Raw genomic sequence first — 15,165 nt, 5'->3', positions numbered from 1 at the left:
TATCACAAGCCACATAAACGTCCATGCGATGTCTAGGTGCAAGGCTGAACGCGCAGGTTCGCTTACCAGCACTTGGCGAAGATTTCAACCGAACGATCGCATTTCGGGGCTATCTTACGTGCGCAAACCCACTGACGAATACGGGTTTTCCTTGTTAAATAGCTCTTGTCGTACAGACAGCGCGCTCCGGAAACCGGCGACGGTCCGGAACCGGCGCGTTTCGTTCAACTTCAGCGCGCCGGATGCCAGGCCAAGGCACGGGTGCGCAGACCTCTTTGGCCCGCGCCGCATCGACGGCAACACGCACGAGCGAAACTATTCGCTCCACGCGTTGTCACCCAAAGGCTCCCCTAAAAAAGGGTGAGCATGCAGGGTTCGTAGCCTTGCGTCATAGTCATAAAATCACGCTGCGCGAAAGCCGGGGAAAAAACCGTTCAATGGCTTCATTTCGAAAGAACTTCACGATCCTGATGACGTTGCAGGTATCGACATACCTCGCACCGCTCCTGACGCTGCCGTGGCTCGCGCGCGTCCTCGGCCCGAGCGAATATGGACGGCTCGCGTTCGGCCTCGCCTTCACCGCATACTTCATTTCAATTACGAACTACAGCTTCTCGTTGACCGCGACGCCCAAGATCTCGATCAACCGGGAAAGCCGTGAGATGCGCTCGAAGGTGTTCTGGGAAACCATCGTCACTCAGGCCGCGCTCGCATTCGCAGGCCTCTTCGTCGTGATCGCGCTGACGTCCTTCATACCTTATCTGAAAGAGAATCGCGAGTTGCTGATCATTGGTTATGGTCAGGCTATCGGTGCAATGCTTATTCCGACGTGGTACTTTCAGGGTATCGAAGATCTCGGCATGTTGAGCGTATTCGTATTCATCGGACGAGCGCTCAGTGTTCCTGCGATGTATCTCTTCGTGCGTGAGCGCGACGATGCTTACCTCGCGATGGCCGTCAATGCTTTGGTGCCGCTGCTATCGGGCATTGCGATTTGCACGTATCTTTATTTCCGGCGCGAGCTCGATTTCGTGCGCGTGTCGCTCAGGACCATCGGTGTTCGTCTGAAGGACGGCTGGAGCGTTTTCATCGCGACGTCGATCGTCGATATCTATGCATCGAGCAACATCGTGCTGCTGACATTCATCTCGGGCACTGTCGCGGCCGGCTACTTCGCTGCGGGCGACAAGTTGATCCGCGCGGCACTGAATATGCTCCAACCGCTCAAGACGGCGGCCTATCCGCGCGTAAGTTTTCTCATGCATCACGCGAAGGAAGATGCCTTTGCTTTTCTGCGCAAGATGTTTGTCGTGCAAGGTCTGATCGTGTCGCTGATCTCGGTGTGCATCTTCTTCGGCGCGCCGCTTGCAGTAAAACTCTTGTATGGACCGAAGTTCTTGCCTACCGTAGAGGTGTTGCGTTGGATGGCGTTCGTGCCGCTGATGGTCGGTCTCACGGATCTCTTCGGTGTTCAGACCATGCTTCCGCTCGGCATGAAGGCGCAGTTCAGCCGTGTGCTGATGGCCTCCGCCGTGTTGAATTTCAGTTTGCTTGCCGTGCTGGCGAATCTCTTCGGCGAGCAGGGTGCGGCGGCTACGGTGCTGATTGTCGAGACGCTAGTGGCTGCAGCCATGGCCTTCACTCTGCATCTGCAAGGCGTGCCGTTGCTCAAGCGTCAGCGTCCGATTGCGGGAAGCGCGGGTTCGGAAACGACGTGAACCGTATGCGGAATTACGACGTGGCTAATAAGATTTCACGCAGTTGTTTATTCACGTCGCCGTCAATGTGAAACTGGCGTGTTATAAAAAGTAACAAGTGATTCTGTTTGGTAACGCATTTATCGAATCACGCACTTTAACAAAGCTTGGTTTTGCACCCAAAAAGCGCAGCGGACGCATACGACTTGCGCGCTACCCCAAAGTTGCATTTAAGTATGTGAGTCAACGAACCGACCCATGCAGTTAGAGTCGATATCTTAATGGTACGAACAGCGTTTAATTAAGAGAGTCTGCAGAATGGAAACAGAAGAAATGTCGGTCGAGCATGTGCAAAAGCTGGCCGATCAGGCCGAGAGCCTGCGCATGCAATCGGTCGCAGTACCACTCAAGGATCTGCAAATCCTTCTACAGATTTGCGAAACGGCGATTGCTCAGCAGAATGCTGCCGCCACGAAATAAGCTTCACGATCCCGTATTCGTCAGCACGATTTAGCTGACCTTCATAACGTTCCCAGGAAGACCGGGAAACGTGCTCCAGGCTGGCTTGCAGCACTTCCAGCCCAGAGTCGCTCAGACCTTTGCTTGAACCTATCGGCTTCACGTCCCGCTGCAGAACAGCCGTTTTACTGGCTTGACTGAGCTTCACTGGCGCGACGCAGAATAACCTTCGCAAAGACCGACATCGGGGCGCCCATCCGGCCAAAGTAACTGGTCCGGGAGCTTGCGGCAGGTAAATCCAGGCTTGGTCATTCAGGCTTGACGGGGGTTCTCGCACCCCATGCACAGGGAACGAGTAATGCTGTGCCGGATCTCGTGGGTGCTTTTCGGACGCGTATAAACGTCGTCCGATTAGTACTGCGACACGCATATCCCGGCCTTCGACACGTCCCTCAAAGGTGGCCATGAACGCCACCGCGGATGCGTTCGCCCTGCGCGAACGCGTCATGTCATTTCCATAACGATTAGGCCATTCCTTCTCATTGCGTTTCGCCGCGGGCGCTCGGCGAAACGCCAATCGAAGAGTTGAATATGAAAGAGATCGTCCATATCACCGAAGCCTTCGGCGGCGGTGTGCTGTCCATGCTGACCCAGCTTTCGAACCGCGCGGCGGCCGCTGGCGTCGGCGTAACGATCCTTCATTCGATCCGGCAGGAAACACCCAATAACTTCGCAAAGCTCTTTCATCCGGCGGTAAAGCTAACCTACGTCAGCATGTTCCGCGAAGTAAGCATGAAGAATGATCTAACCAGTCTTATGAGCCTCGTGCGTAAGCTGAAGGAGTGCGACCCGTCCGTAATTCATCTGCATTCGTCCAAGGCGGGGGTTCTCGGACGCGCGGCCGCGCGCATCGCCGCGCCGCGCGCACGCGTGTTCTATTCCCCGCATGGCCTCGCATTTCTGCGCCGCGACGTCTCGCCGGTAAAGCAGTTCGCTTATCTGAGCTTCGAGCGCATCGCAGCGCGGCTGGGCGGCACCATCGTCGCGTGTTCGAAAAGCGAGCTCTCCGAGATCGAAACGAAGATGCATGCGCGGCGTGCCCGCATGATCGAGAACGGCGTGAACGTGCCGGAGATTCCACCGCGCCTCGGTACCGGCGCTACGGACATCACCATCGGCATGAGCGGCCGGGCGATGTTTCAGAAAAATCATGAAGCGTTCGTCAAGCTCGCATGTGAGCTTCACGACCCGTCCGTGCACTTTCTCTGGATCGGCGGCAACGAGAACGAGTTGCCGGCGGGTACGCCGAGCGGCGCCGTATCGTGCAGCGGCTGGGTCACGCGCGATCGCGCGCTGGAACTCACCTCGGGGCTCGATATCTATGTGCAGACGTCGCGTTGGGAAGGCATGCCTATCGCACTGATCGAGGCGCAGGTCGCGGGCGTGCCTGCCGTCGTGACCGACGTGGTCGGCAATCGCGACGTCGTGCAGCACGGCGTGACGGGCTTCGTCGCGTCGAGCGTGGACGAGATGGCGAAGTACATCGCGATGTTGCGCGACGACCCGGCGCTACGCGCGCGCATGGGCGGTGCGGCGAGAGCATCCGCGAGCAAGCGCTTTTCGATGGACACGATCTTCCGTCAATGGCTCTCGATGTACGAGTTCGGCTCCGACAGACACACGCGCGAACCGCTCGGCGCGAACGAGGTTGCATCGTATGAAACCAGCTCCGATTCACAGTTCTGACGCCCTGCACATGAACACGACCATCGCCACGAACAAGCTCGTCTATAACGGCCGCTTCACGAGCCAGAAGACCACCGGAGTGCAACGCGTCGCGCGCGAGCTCGTCGCCGCGCTCGGACAGCTGCCGCAAGGCTCGCATATGACGCTCGCGGTTCCACCGCAAGGCGGCCTCGATCCCGTGCAAGGTGTCGAGGCCGTCAAGCTCGGCTTCGGCAAGGGCGTCTTCTGGGAGCAGATCGTGCTGCCGCTCTTCGCGGGGCGCTCGCGTATCGTGAATCTCTCGAACTCGGGCTCCATCTTTCGCGCGAACCAGATCATCTATATGCACGATGCCGCGGTGTTCGATACGCCCGCGCATTTCTCGTGGAAGTTCCGCACGTGGTATCACGTGATGTTCTGGATCCTGGCGCGCACGTCGAGCTGCGTGCTGACCAATTCGCAGTTCTCGCGCGACCGGCTCGCGCATCACGTCGGCGTGCCTGCAGAGCGCATTGGCGTAGTGCCGCTCGCGGCCGATCACCTCGATCACATCACGCCGGACGTATCCGTGATCGATGAACTCAAGCTCACGAAGCAACGTTACGTGCTCGCCGTGAGCAGCATGAATCCGACGAAAAACTTCAAGCGCCTCGTCGAAGCGTTCATGCGTCTGAACGATCCGTCGATCGATCTCGTGATCGTCGGCATGAAGAACGCCGCGATCTTCGGCAAGGCGCACGATTTGTCGAGTGCGCCGAACATCAAGCAGGCCGGCTACGTCAGCGACGAAAAACTGCGGGCGCTCTACCAGAACGCGGCATGCTTCCTCTATCCTTCAGTTTACGAAGGCTTTGGCATTCCACCGCTCGAAGCAATGCGCAACGGCTGCCCGACACTCGTCGGACGCGCGGCCGCATTGCCGGAAACGTGCGGCGATGCATCGATCTATTGCGACCCGTACTCGGTCGAAGACATTTCGAACAAGCTGCGCGAGTTGCTCGATTCGCCTGAACTGAGCGAAGACCTGAGACGTCGCGGCCTTGCGCATGCAGAGCGCTTTCGCTGGACCGAAAGCGCCCGCCTGCTGATGCAGTTCATCGACAAGCCGTGAAGACACACGGCATCACCGGCACCGCTGCGCGCAAGCTAAACGCGCGCGCGGCGTCACATCATTCCGACGTGCTCGCCGAAGAACGGCGGGCGCTTTCATGAGGGCCGAATGTCGATGCGAACTCTGGTGGCTGCCGTATCCCTCTTCGGTGCGCTCTGCTGCGCGTCCGTTTTGATCTACGCGCGCAGCGGCACGTCCGACGCCTATCACAGCACTCACTCGGCGACCTCCAAAGCGGACGCCGCAAGCGTCGCGTCGCCGAAAATCGCCTGTGGCAATGGCTCGACAGGCGTGTTCTATGGCATCGCGGGACATCTGGAGCATCACGGCGCGTATGGCATGAGCGGCCACGACTTGCAGATTTCACAACTCCGCGATCTCGGCGTCACGATATATGCGCAGGATGTATCGAGCGAACAGAGCGCGCACATGGTCGCGAATTTCGCGCGCGCGGCGGCGAAGCAATGCATCGGCGTGCTCGCGCTCGTCACACCCTTCGAACCCGAGAAGCGCGCGAGCGAGCAGGAAACCTTCGAGCGCGGCTATGCGCTCGGCAAGACGGCGGGGAGCTTGCTGAAGGGCCTCGTCACGTATTACCAGGTGGGCAACGAATACGATAACTGGACGATACTCGGCTCGGACCGTAGCGGCGAGCATCCGCAGGACTACGACAACGCGAGGTTCATGAAGGCGCGCGGCTCGATCCTCGGTCTGATCAAAGGCATACGCGAAACGAATCCGGACGCGAAGATCCTTCTGACATCGTTCAGCTGGCTTCATTACGGCTTCACCGACATGCTGTATGCGGGCACGCAGCCCGACGGCACGCGCGGCCATCCCATTCCGCATTGGGACATCACCGCGTGGCACTGGTATTCGAACATGGGCTCGATCACGGCGGCGGGCGACAAGAACGTCAACGTGCTCGAACGGCTGCGCGACAGCTATGGCAAGCCGATCTGGATCACCGAGTACGGTGTTCGGCCGACGCACGCGGACCCGGGCGGCTATCTCGTGGGCAACGAAGCATTGAAGGGATTCGTGTCGCTTGCAAAGACCTACAACATTCAGAACGTGACGTTGTACGAGCTGTATGACGACCAGCGCTATGGCGGAGATGGCAATTACGGCGTGATCCAGGATGACGGTAAAACGCGCAAGTCGCGCTTCAATACCGTGCGGGATTTCATCAAGGCCAATCCTATGCCATGAAAGCTCAACCTTTTGTGTTACGAATAAATCATGGGTGTAACCGGCCATTATCGCGTGAAAAGACGTGTGCGCAACCGGCGCGACCGCCCTTACCGCGTCCATTACGTACGCTACACAACAGACGCATGCAGTTTGGGTCAGGAAGATACGCTTAACACTGCTTTTTCCGGACTCAACGTATCGTTTCACAGCAAGCGATGCGTCGCGGGATTCGCGAGTTTCATCCGCCGAATCCAGAGACGCGGTTCCGAGGCACGGAGTGTGCTTCATGAAGATATCGCACTCCGACGAGCCGACGCGCTTCGTCATGCGAACTCGAAGCATCGCGCGCTTCGCACGCTTTTTTCAGAGCCTTTCGCGTCTTTAGTCTGGTCTGGAAGTTCCGACGGCCCCGCGCCGGATCAAATAACACGTAAGACGTACCGCGAGCATGTCGCGCGGGCTTTTCGTTTTTTCTCGGCCCGGGAAACAACGCTCAACTTATCGAACTGAGGACGCGCCATTGAACACCCTCTATGTCAACTCCGGATCCTCGCGCCCTGGCAAGGACGACGGTGAATTCACCGCGAGCGACATGCTCAGGCTCCTGCGCGATCACCTTGGCATTCTCTTCCTGTTCATCGGGATCACGGCCGCGCTCGCGACCGCGTATGCGTTTCTTGCCAGGCCCATCTATTCGTCGGACGTGGTCGTGCGTGTGGATCCGCCCGATCCGAACGCGCTCGGTATCGCGCCGCAAAACCAGATGCAGATGCAGCAGGCCCAGCCGACCGCAAGTCAGCTCGCGCCCGCGGAAATCTCCGTGATGCAGAGCCGCTCGGTGCTCGAACCCGTCGTGAAGCAGTTCCGCTTCGACATCAAGGTCAAGCCGGACACGTTCCCCGTGCTCGGCCAGATCGCCGATCTGTTCGCGAAGAAGGGGCATTTGTCGCCCGCGTGGTTCGGCCTTGATTCATACGGATGGGGCGGAGAGTCGTTGCAGATCGGCCGGCTCGACGTGCCGCCCGCGCTCGAAGACCAGAAGCTCGACTTCGTTTTGCTCGACAACAACCAGTACGAACTGCGCGACCCCGACGGCGCCATGCTCGTGCGCGGCACGATCGGTCGTCCGGCATCGGCGAATGGCGTGTCGATTCTCGTCAATGGCGCGCTCGGTCATCCGGGCGTGCATTTCGACGTGACGCGCCTCAATACGCTCGATGCGATCGCGCTCATGAAGAAATCGATGAAGGTGGCCGAGTCCGCGAAGGACACGGGCGTCGTGCAGATCACCTTCAACGCGGACGATCCCGCGCTGACCGCCGATGTCGCGAACGCGCTCGGCCAGGCGTATCTGACGGCCGCCGTTCAGGCTCGCCAAGCGAACGACACGAAGACGCTCGAATTCATTCGCGGAGAATTGCCGCGCCTCGAAAGCGATCTGCGCCGCGCCGAAGGCAACCTGAGCGCGTTCCGGTCGAAATCGCAGTCGGTGCAGCCGCTCAACGAAGCGCAGGCGTATCTGCAAGGCAGCATCGTGTCGATGCAGCAACTCGCGACGTTGAAACTGCAGCGCACGCAGGCCTTGCAGCGCTTCCAGCCGAACAGCCCGCAAGTCGTCAATCTCAGTCAGCAGATTTCGGAACTGGAAGCGTCGAACAAGCAGATTCAGCAGCGCTTCGACAGCATGCCCGCCTCCGAGCGTCAGAATGCGACGCTCACGCGTGACGCGCGCGTGGCCGAAACCATCTACATGGGAATGGTGAACAAGGCGCAAGAACTTTCCGTGCGCCGCGCAAGCACGAGCGGCGGCGCGCATATCGTCGATAACGCGCTGCGTCCGTATCGTCCGGTGAAACCGAACAAGTCGCTCGTGATCGCCGCGGGCACGGGCCTCGGCTTCTTCATCGGCACGTTCTTCATCTTCCTGCGCCGCCACGCGATGATCGGCGTGACCGATCCGATGTTCGTCGAGCGCCATCTCTCGGTGCCGGTACTGGGCGAAGTGCTGTACAGCCGGCAACAGGCGATGCTCGATCACGAGATTGCCGTGTCGCCCGTGGAGCATGCGCCGCTCACCTACTCCGGCGCGCAGAACGGCGGACCACCGAAGGCGTTGCCGCACATTCATCTGCCGGAGCACGACGCGTTCGCGATGCCGCACGTGGCCGACACGGATCGCGATGCCCGCGTGCTCGCCACGCGCTTCCCGCACGATCCGGCCGTCGAGGCGCTGCGCGCGGTGCGCACGGAGCTGTATCGCGACCTCGCCAATGCGCCGAACAATATCGTGATGCTGACGGGTCCGATTCCGTCGGCGGGCAAGAGCTTCGTCGCGGCGAATCTCTCGGTGCTGCTCGCGGAAATCGGTCTGCGCGTGCTGCTGATCGACGGCGACATGCGGCGCGGCCATATCGCATCGTTCTTCAAGCAGTCGAATCCGGGCGGTCTCTCCGAAGTGCTGAAGGGCGAACTCGCGCTCGGCGACGCGATCCGTTATGTCGGCGTGCCGGGGCTGTCGTTCATGTCGTGCGGCGGCTATCCGGAGAATCCTTCCGAGCTGCTGATGATGCCGGGCTTTCGCAACATGCTCGCGCGTATGAGCGATCAATTCGACCTCGTGATCGTCGATACGCCGCCGTTCCTCGTCGTGACCGATGCGGCGATCGTCGCGAGCGATGCGGGTTCCACCGTGCTCGTGCTGCGCTCGGGCATTCAGAGCGAGGAAGAGATCGAGGAAACCGTAAAGAAGGTGCAGCGTTCGGGCGGCAGGCTCGTGGGCTCGGTCTTCAACGCGATTCCGCGACGTCCGAGCAATCGTCGTAGTTATGGCTACGCGGCGGCTTATACGAGCACGTTCAAGTCGATGAATTAATCGCGGCGCATAATCAAGCGCAGCGGATGAAGCATCGCGCCGCGTGCCCGTCACGCGGCGCTTCACGTTGGTACGCCGGTGTCTGCACGAGGTTTCGACGCGAGCGCGTCGGCAACCGGGTCGAGGAGAGAAACGCATATGAGCGGACGTTTTTCCTTCAGGCATCGGCTCGTGCAATGCCCGCGTTGCCGCAGACAAGTGGGCGCCGCGTTGAGCGTGTGTCCGCATTGCGATTTTCATCGCGTGCAGAAGGCGGAGCCGGTGCAACCCTTGCCGCCGCCCGCGCCCGAACCCGTCGCCACCTGGCGCGTGCCGCGCCTCTCACTACGCTCGGCGCTCGTGATCATGCTCGCGCTGCTGGCGACGTTCCGACCGCGAGCATGAGCCAAGCGAATCATCGAGCCTGCAGGCGTATTGCTTGCTTCGTTTTCGCCATATCAGGCGCGACACCGATAACGACCGACAGCCCGCCTTGCAGCGGGCTGCATCCTACCTTCGACGATGAAAGATAAAGCGGCGCTGACCGATCTCTACTACCGAATCTGGGCCTTCGCGATGCCGGTGACGTCGTTCCTCATCATGCCTTCGATTCAGGGCACGACGATCGGCTATCTGATGTGTTTCCTCTCCGTGCCGCTCGTGCTGCTGTTCGGCGGGCGCTCGCGCAAGAGCTGGATGCACTTCGTGATCGCGGCGCTCGCCGTGTGGCTGCTGATGGTCTGCACCTCGCAGCTCGCGGACATGATGGCGCCCTTCGATCCCGACTTCAGCAAGATCGCGCTCGTCGACGATACCGATCCCTTCACCTTCATCATGCGCAAGAGCATGTTCACGCAGTCGCTCTACGTTGCGGCGGTCGTGCTCTACGCGGCGTATGTGTACCACTACTACAAGCCGACCTGGGACCAGTGGCTTCTCGCGGCCATCACGCTGCTCGCGCTCTACGGCATATTCGAGGTGGCCTATTTCATCGTGACGGGTCAGCCGGGCGACTTCGTCTCCAACCGCGCATTCGGCGATCAGTTCGGCAAGGGCATCGTGCGCTCGGACGGCACGGTGAACGGCAGTTCGTTCCAGCAGATCGACATCAAGGGCTTTCCCATTCAGCGCCTGAAAGCGCTAACCGGCGAGCCGTCGATGTACGCGATGTCCATCTTCCCGTTCTGGGTCTACTTCAACGCGACCTCGCGCGTGCGCTGGCCGGTGTGGGTCATCGGCCTGTCGCTCTTGATGACCACTTCGTCGACGGTGCTGATCGGCTACGCGGTGTATTCGCTCATCCGCGTGCGCAAGCTCGGCATTAATCCGGTGAAGGCGCTGATCGGGCTTTTCGTGCTGTGCGTGATCGCGTATCTGTTGCAGGATTACATCGCCGATCTCTTCAAGCAGATGGTGACGGACAAGCTCGAAGCGAAGACCGAGTCGGGCTCCGACCGCGGCGTGCTTTTCCTCCAGTCGATGCAGTTGTGGCTCAATGCTGCGCCGCTCAATCAGCTCTTCGGCATCGGCTTCGGCTATATACGCTCGACCGATCTTTTCTCGACGCTGCTCGTCAATACGGGTGTCGTCGGCACGATCTTCATCAGCGCGCTGATGCTCTATCCGGCGTTCAAGCTCGACTGGGACCCGCGCGGCATGGCGCTGCGCCAGTGCTGCGCTGCGACCTGGACGATGATGATGGTCTCGGTGCCCGAGTTCGCGTATCTCGCGCCCTGGACGCTCGTCGCGATGGCCTACGTGCGCGTGCGCGCGCTCAAGTTCGCGAGGCAGCAGGAAGGCGATCAGTCCGCCGCGACCGCGATGCCGGATGCGCCGGACGGCGCTTCGATCGGCACCGCCATCGGCAGGCATGTGAGGCCGGAGATCGGCGCGCGCATCGGCTCGCGCTTCGGCCCGCGCGGCCGTCATCTCTGAGGCCATGTCATGAAAGCGGCGCCTGGCGCGCGCCGCCTTGCTTCCGGCGACGTTCTACAATGTCGGTTTTGAACACCGGCTCATCCATCGTCGATGGCCGGGCAACCAGGGAGCAACCATGTCGATTGTCACGACCGATTCCGGTCTCAAATACGAAGATGTCAACGTAGGCGATGGCGCTGAAGCCGTCGCGGGCAAGACGGTCAGCGTTCACTACACGGGCTGGCTGACGGACGGCCAAAAATTCGATTCCAGCAAGGACCGCAACGACCCGTTCGCCTTCGTGCTGGGCGGCGGCATGGTCATCAAGGGCTGGGACGAAGGAGTGCAGGGCATGAAGGTGGGCGGCACGCGCCGTCTCACGATTCCGCCGCAACTCGGTTACGGCGCGCGCGGCGCGGGCGGCGTGATTCCCCCGAACGCCACGCTCGTGTTCGAAGTGGAACTGCTGGACGTCTGAGCTTTTTCCGCATGAGCGCGCCGCTCCATCGCCCCGCCGTGTCGCTGCGCCGCTATGAGGCCGCGCAAGCGTCGGACGTGCACGACTTCCATCAGATCGTGCTCGGCCTCGACGGGTCGATGGAAATGGCCGTCGACGGCAACGGCGCGCGCATCGATTGCAGCGGCGCGTGGATCATCCCGGCGGGCGCGCGTCACGATTACTGGGCCGATGGCGACAATCGCCAGCTCGTGCTCGATCTGCCTGCCACGTCCGTCGCGGTGCCCGCGCGCTACTTCGAGCGGGCGCGCGCGATCGCCATCGACCCTCGCGTGACTCAAGCGGTCGCCGATGTCGCCCGTCGCGCGAATCTGGCCGACGCACAACTCGCGGACCGCTTCGCATGGCAAGCGGCCGCGCATCTGTGCGGCGCGCTGATGCACGACACGAACGATTCCATCGATGCGATGCGCGGTCTCGATTTCGCGCGCATCGACCGTTGGTTGCGTCTGCAACTATCGCAGCCATTGCGTATCGCCGATCTCGCCGCGCATTGCGGCTTCGGCATGCGGCGCTTTCATCAACTCTTCAACGAAGCGTTCGGCGAGACGCCGCATCGCTATCTGCATCGACTGCGTCTCGACACCGCGCTGAGCCTGCTCGCCGATCCACGCGCGTCGCTCACCGATATCGCACTCGATGTCGGCTTCGCCGATCAAAGCGCATTCACCCATGCCTTCTCGAAGCGCTTCGGCATTTCGCCGGGACAATGGCGCAACGGCGGCTTCGGCTCAAGCGCGCCACGCGACGCTTAAGCCAGTCCGCGCGCCAGATCGGCGCGGATGTCCGCGGGATCTTCGAGACCCACGGCAAGACGAATCAACCCTTCGCGTATGCCCGCCGCTTCGCGCACTTCGGGCGCGAGACGCCCGTGCGTCGTCGTCGACGGATGCGTGATCGTCGTGCGCGTGTCGCCGAGATTGCCTGTGATCGAACATAGCTTCGTGCCGTCGATCACGCGCCACGCGTTCGCACGCTGCTGCTCCTGCGTCGCGCCCTTCAATTCGAACGATACGATCGCGCCGCCCGCCTTCTGCTGCTTCTTCGCGATCGCATGTTGCGGGTGCGATTCGAGTCCCGGATAGAACACGCGATTCACGGCCGCATGCGCTTCGAGCCAGCGCGCGACCTCCAGCGCATTCGCCGATTGCCTCTCCACGCGCAGCGCGAGCGTTTCCATGCCCTTCAACAGCACCCATGCATTGAACGCGGACATCGTTGGACCGGCGCTTCGCACGAACGGAAAAACCGTCTCCATGATGAAGCGCTTCGAACCGACAAGCGCGCCGCCGAGCACGCGGCCCTGGCCGTCGAGAAACTTCGTGGCCGAATGCATCACGACATCCGCGCCGAGCTTGAGCGGCTGCTGCAAGGCCGGACTGCAGAAGCAGTTGTCGACGACGAAGAGCGCGCCGTTATGCTTCGCGATTTTCGCGATCGCTTCGATGTCCGCAATCTCGGTCAGCGGATTCGAAGGCGTCTCCAGAAAGAACATCTTCGTTTCGGGCTTCACGGCGGCTTGCCATTCGCCGGGCCGCGTCGGATCGACGAACGTGGTCGTGATGCCGAACTTCGGGAAGATCTGCGTGAACATGCCGATCGTCGAGCCGAACAGACTCTTCGAACTGACGATGTGATCGCCCTGCTGCATCGACGCCATCACGACCGACAATATCGCGGACATGCCCGAGGCCGTCGCCATGCACGCTTCGCCGCCTTCGAGCGCGGCGAGGCGGCTCTGGAACATCGTCACGGTCGGATTCGTGAAACGCGAATACGTGTAGGCTTCTTCCGCGTTCCTGAAGCGCTCGGCCGCTTCCGCCGCGCTCGAAAAGCAGAAGCTCGACGTGAGAAAAAGCGCCTCGGAGTGCTCGTTGAATTCGCTGCGCAACGTGCCGGCGCGCACGGCGAGCGTGTCGAAGTTCAGGTGGTCGTCCATGTTTTTCTCCCTTGTTTTCAGGCTCGCGACGCAAAAAAGCCCGCTTGGTCCTTGCAGACGAAGCGGGCTCGTATGAAGCGCTGAAGACTTTACTCGACCGATAGTTGCAGATGCAACTGTGAGCGGGTCATGCCGCCCTCTTGCGCATCGCTCGCCGCATCGCGATCCGACTGCGATTGCGGCGCGAGACGCGCGGACTCGATGCGATCGAGATAATCGGTGGTCACATCGCCCGTGATGTAATTGCCGTCGAAGCACGATGCCTCGAATCCCTTCAGCGCCGGATTGATGTCGCGGATCGCGCTCTTCAGGTCTTCCACGTCCTGATACACGAGATAATCCGCGCCGATCATGCGCGCGACTTCGTCATCGCTGCGGCCATGCGCAACGAGTTCGCCGCGCGTCGGCATGTCGATGCCGTACACGTTCGGGAACTTCACCGGCGGCGCGGCGGACGCGAAGATCACCTTGTTCGCGCCGGCATCGCGCGCCATCTGCACGATCTCATGCGAGGTCGTGCCCCGCACGATGGAATCGTCGACGATCAGCACATTCTTGCCCTTGAACTCGATAGCCATCGCGTTGAGCTTCTGGCGCACCGACTTCTTGCGGACGGCCTGCCCCGGCATGATGAAGGTGCGGCCCACGTAGCGATTCTTGAAGAAGCCCTCGCGATACTCGACGCCGAGCTTCGCGGCAACCTGCATCGCGGCGGGGCGCGACGAATCGGGAATCGGCATCACGACGTCGATCGGCACGTCCGGCAGCACGCGCTTGATCTTCTCGGCGAGGTAGTCGCCCATGCGCAGACGCGCGTTGTAGACCGGCACGCCGTCGAGGCACGAGTCCGGACGCGCGAGATACACGAGCTCGAAAATGCATGGGTTGAGTTCGGGCTTTTCGGCGCATTGATGGTTGTGCAGATTCCCTTCGGCGTCGATGAAAATCGCTTCGCCCGGTTCGACATCGCGCACGAATTCGAAGCCGATACCTTCGATCGCCACCGACTCCGACGCGACCATCCATTCGACGCCCGTCGAGGTTTCCTGCTTGCCGAGCACGAGCGGACGAATGCCGAACGGATCGCGGAACGCGATCAAACCGTAGCCCGCGATCAGCGAGACGATCGCATACGAGCCCTTCACACGACGATGCACGCCCGCGACGGCCTTCCACAGCGCGTTGGCGTCGAGCTGCAGACCCGAGCTCGCGAGTTGCAGTTCGTGCGCGAATACGTTGAGCAGCACTTCGGTGTCGGACGCGGTATTGATGTGCCGGCGGTCGATGCGGAACATCTCGTCCTTCAACTGCGTCCAGTTCGTGAGATTGCCGTTATGCGCGAGGATGATGCCGAACGGCGCGTTCACGTAGAACGGTTGCGCTTCTTCCTCGCTCGATGCGGAACCGGCGGTCGGATAACGCACCTGACCGATGCCGACATTGCCCGGCAGGCTGCGCATGTTGCGCGTGCGGAACACGTCGCGCACCATGCCGTTGGCCTTGTGCATGTGGAAGTTATTGCCGTCCGCCGTGGCGATGCCCGCCGCATCCTGCCCGCGATGCTGGAGCAGGAGCAGGCTGTCATAGATCAGCTGATTGACGGGACTTTGGGAAACTACACCTACGATGCCGCACATGGCATGGTCCTTCAAAGAGTCGAAACGGGTAGACAAGGCGTTGCCCGGATCATCGACGCCTCTCTCAAAATTTGGCCGTAACGAGGCCGGGGCGAAGCGTCTTCGAGCCGTCGCGCGT

12 protein-coding genes are annotated in these 15,165 nt (G+C 61.0%); 10 read left to right on the top strand and 2 right to left on the bottom strand.

The features are described from left to right. Window positions 1–437 precede the first annotated feature (437 nt). From AWB82_RS24230 to AWB82_RS24190, 10 genes are all read left to right on the top strand, one after another. Window positions 438–1,718, top strand: coding sequence for a flippase (locus AWB82_RS24230; protein ID WP_086971752.1), 1,281 nt, complete (start codon window positions 438–440; stop codon window positions 1,716–1,718). A gap of 297 nt (window positions 1,719–2,015) precedes the next feature. After that, window positions 2,016–2,177 carry a hypothetical protein gene (locus AWB82_RS37725; protein ID WP_159462621.1) on the top strand — a complete coding sequence of 54 codons (162 nt, stop codon included), beginning with the start codon at window positions 2,016–2,018 and terminating at the stop codon, window positions 2,175–2,177. A 570-nt stretch (window positions 2,178–2,747) separates the two neighbouring features. After that, on the top strand, window positions 2,748–3,902 hold the full coding sequence (locus AWB82_RS24225; protein ID WP_235023420.1) for a glycosyltransferase: 1,155 nt from the start codon (window positions 2,748–2,750) through the stop codon (window positions 3,900–3,902). A 10-nt stretch (window positions 3,903–3,912) separates the two neighbouring features. Beyond that, window positions 3,913–4,992: a glycosyltransferase family 4 protein gene (locus AWB82_RS24220; RefSeq protein WP_086971748.1), complete on the top strand. Its 1,080-nt coding sequence runs from the start codon at window positions 3,913–3,915 to the stop codon at window positions 4,990–4,992. 108 nt (window positions 4,993–5,100) lie between these two features. Further along, window positions 5,101–6,204 carry a glycosyl hydrolase gene (locus tag AWB82_RS24215; RefSeq protein ID WP_086971746.1) on the top strand — a complete coding sequence of 368 codons (1,104 nt, stop codon included), beginning with the start codon at window positions 5,101–5,103 and terminating at the stop codon, window positions 6,202–6,204. 502 nt (window positions 6,205–6,706) lie between these two features. Beyond that, a complete protein-coding gene (locus tag AWB82_RS24210) occupies window positions 6,707–9,058 on the top strand; it encodes a polysaccharide biosynthesis tyrosine autokinase (RefSeq protein WP_086971744.1) in 2,352 nt (783 codons plus the stop codon). 138 nt (window positions 9,059–9,196) lie between these two features. After that, the gene (locus AWB82_RS24205; protein WP_086971742.1) at window positions 9,197–9,442 is read left to right on the top strand and encodes a hypothetical protein; all 246 of its coding nucleotides are present in this window, start codon (window positions 9,197–9,199) and stop codon (window positions 9,440–9,442) included. Window positions 9,443–9,559: 117 nt separating this feature from the next. Continuing rightward, window positions 9,560–10,972, top strand: a complete 1,413-nt coding sequence (locus AWB82_RS24200) for a hypothetical protein (RefSeq protein WP_086971740.1) — start codon at window positions 9,560–9,562, stop codon at window positions 10,970–10,972. 118 nt (window positions 10,973–11,090) lie between these two features. Beyond that, window positions 11,091–11,432 (top strand): FKBP-type peptidyl-prolyl cis-trans isomerase, encoded by a 342-nt coding sequence (locus tag AWB82_RS24195; RefSeq protein WP_086971738.1) that lies wholly within the window; start codon window positions 11,091–11,093, stop codon window positions 11,430–11,432. Window positions 11,433–11,443: 11 nt separating this feature from the next. Beyond that, window positions 11,444–12,226 carry an AraC family transcriptional regulator gene (locus tag AWB82_RS24190; RefSeq protein WP_235023419.1) on the top strand — a complete coding sequence of 261 codons (783 nt, stop codon included), beginning with the start codon at window positions 11,444–11,446 and terminating at the stop codon, window positions 12,224–12,226. On the opposite strand, the gene AWB82_RS24185 is transcribed toward AWB82_RS24190, so the two are convergent. Further along, window positions 12,223–13,410, bottom strand: a complete 1,188-nt coding sequence (locus tag AWB82_RS24185; RefSeq protein ID WP_086971734.1) for an O-succinylhomoserine sulfhydrylase — start codon at window positions 13,408–13,410, stop codon at window positions 12,223–12,225. The genes AWB82_RS24190 and AWB82_RS24185 overlap by 4 nt on opposite strands. A gap of 89 nt (window positions 13,411–13,499) precedes the next feature. Beyond that, window positions 13,500–15,047 (bottom strand): amidophosphoribosyltransferase, encoded by a 1,548-nt coding sequence (gene purF / locus AWB82_RS24180; RefSeq protein ID WP_086971732.1) that lies wholly within the window; start codon window positions 15,045–15,047, stop codon window positions 13,500–13,502. Window positions 15,048–15,165: the final 118 nt, after the last annotated feature.

Source organism: Caballeronia glebae, from assembly GCF_001545035.1.
Lineage (GTDB): Bacteria > Pseudomonadota > Gammaproteobacteria > Burkholderiales > Burkholderiaceae > Caballeronia > Caballeronia glebae.
This window is presented reverse-complemented; position numbering and strand designations above follow the sequence as displayed.

What these genes read in the sequence shown, in the direction of transcription:
- AWB82_RS24190 (WP_235023419.1), top strand. Translation starts at nt 11,444, where the DNA reads ATGAGCGCGCCGCTCCATCGCCCCGCCGTGTCGCTGCGCCGCTATGAG.
- AWB82_RS24225 (WP_235023420.1), top strand. Translation starts at nt 2,748, where the DNA reads ATGAAAGAGATCGTCCATATCACCGAAGCCTTCGGCGGCGGTGTGCTG.
- AWB82_RS24230 (WP_086971752.1), top strand. Translation starts at nt 438, where the DNA reads ATGGCTTCATTTCGAAAGAACTTCACGATCCTGATGACGTTGCAGGTA.
- AWB82_RS24220 (WP_086971748.1), top strand. Translation starts at nt 3,913, where the DNA reads ATGAACACGACCATCGCCACGAACAAGCTCGTCTATAACGGCCGCTTC.
- AWB82_RS24195 (WP_086971738.1), top strand. Translation starts at nt 11,091, where the DNA reads ATGTCGATTGTCACGACCGATTCCGGTCTCAAATACGAAGATGTCAAC.
- AWB82_RS24185 (WP_086971734.1), bottom strand. Translation starts at nt 13,410, where the DNA reads ATGGACGACCACCTGAACTTCGACACGCTCGCCGTGCGCGCCGGCACG.
- purF (WP_086971732.1), bottom strand. Translation starts at nt 15,047, where the DNA reads ATGTGCGGCATCGTAGGTGTAGTTTCCCAAAGTCCCGTCAATCAGCTG.
- AWB82_RS24205 (WP_086971742.1), top strand. Translation starts at nt 9,197, where the DNA reads ATGAGCGGACGTTTTTCCTTCAGGCATCGGCTCGTGCAATGCCCGCGT.
- AWB82_RS24200 (WP_086971740.1), top strand. Translation starts at nt 9,560, where the DNA reads ATGAAAGATAAAGCGGCGCTGACCGATCTCTACTACCGAATCTGGGCC.
- AWB82_RS37725 (WP_159462621.1), top strand. Translation starts at nt 2,016, where the DNA reads ATGGAAACAGAAGAAATGTCGGTCGAGCATGTGCAAAAGCTGGCCGAT.
- AWB82_RS24215 (WP_086971746.1), top strand. Translation starts at nt 5,101, where the DNA reads ATGTCGATGCGAACTCTGGTGGCTGCCGTATCCCTCTTCGGTGCGCTC.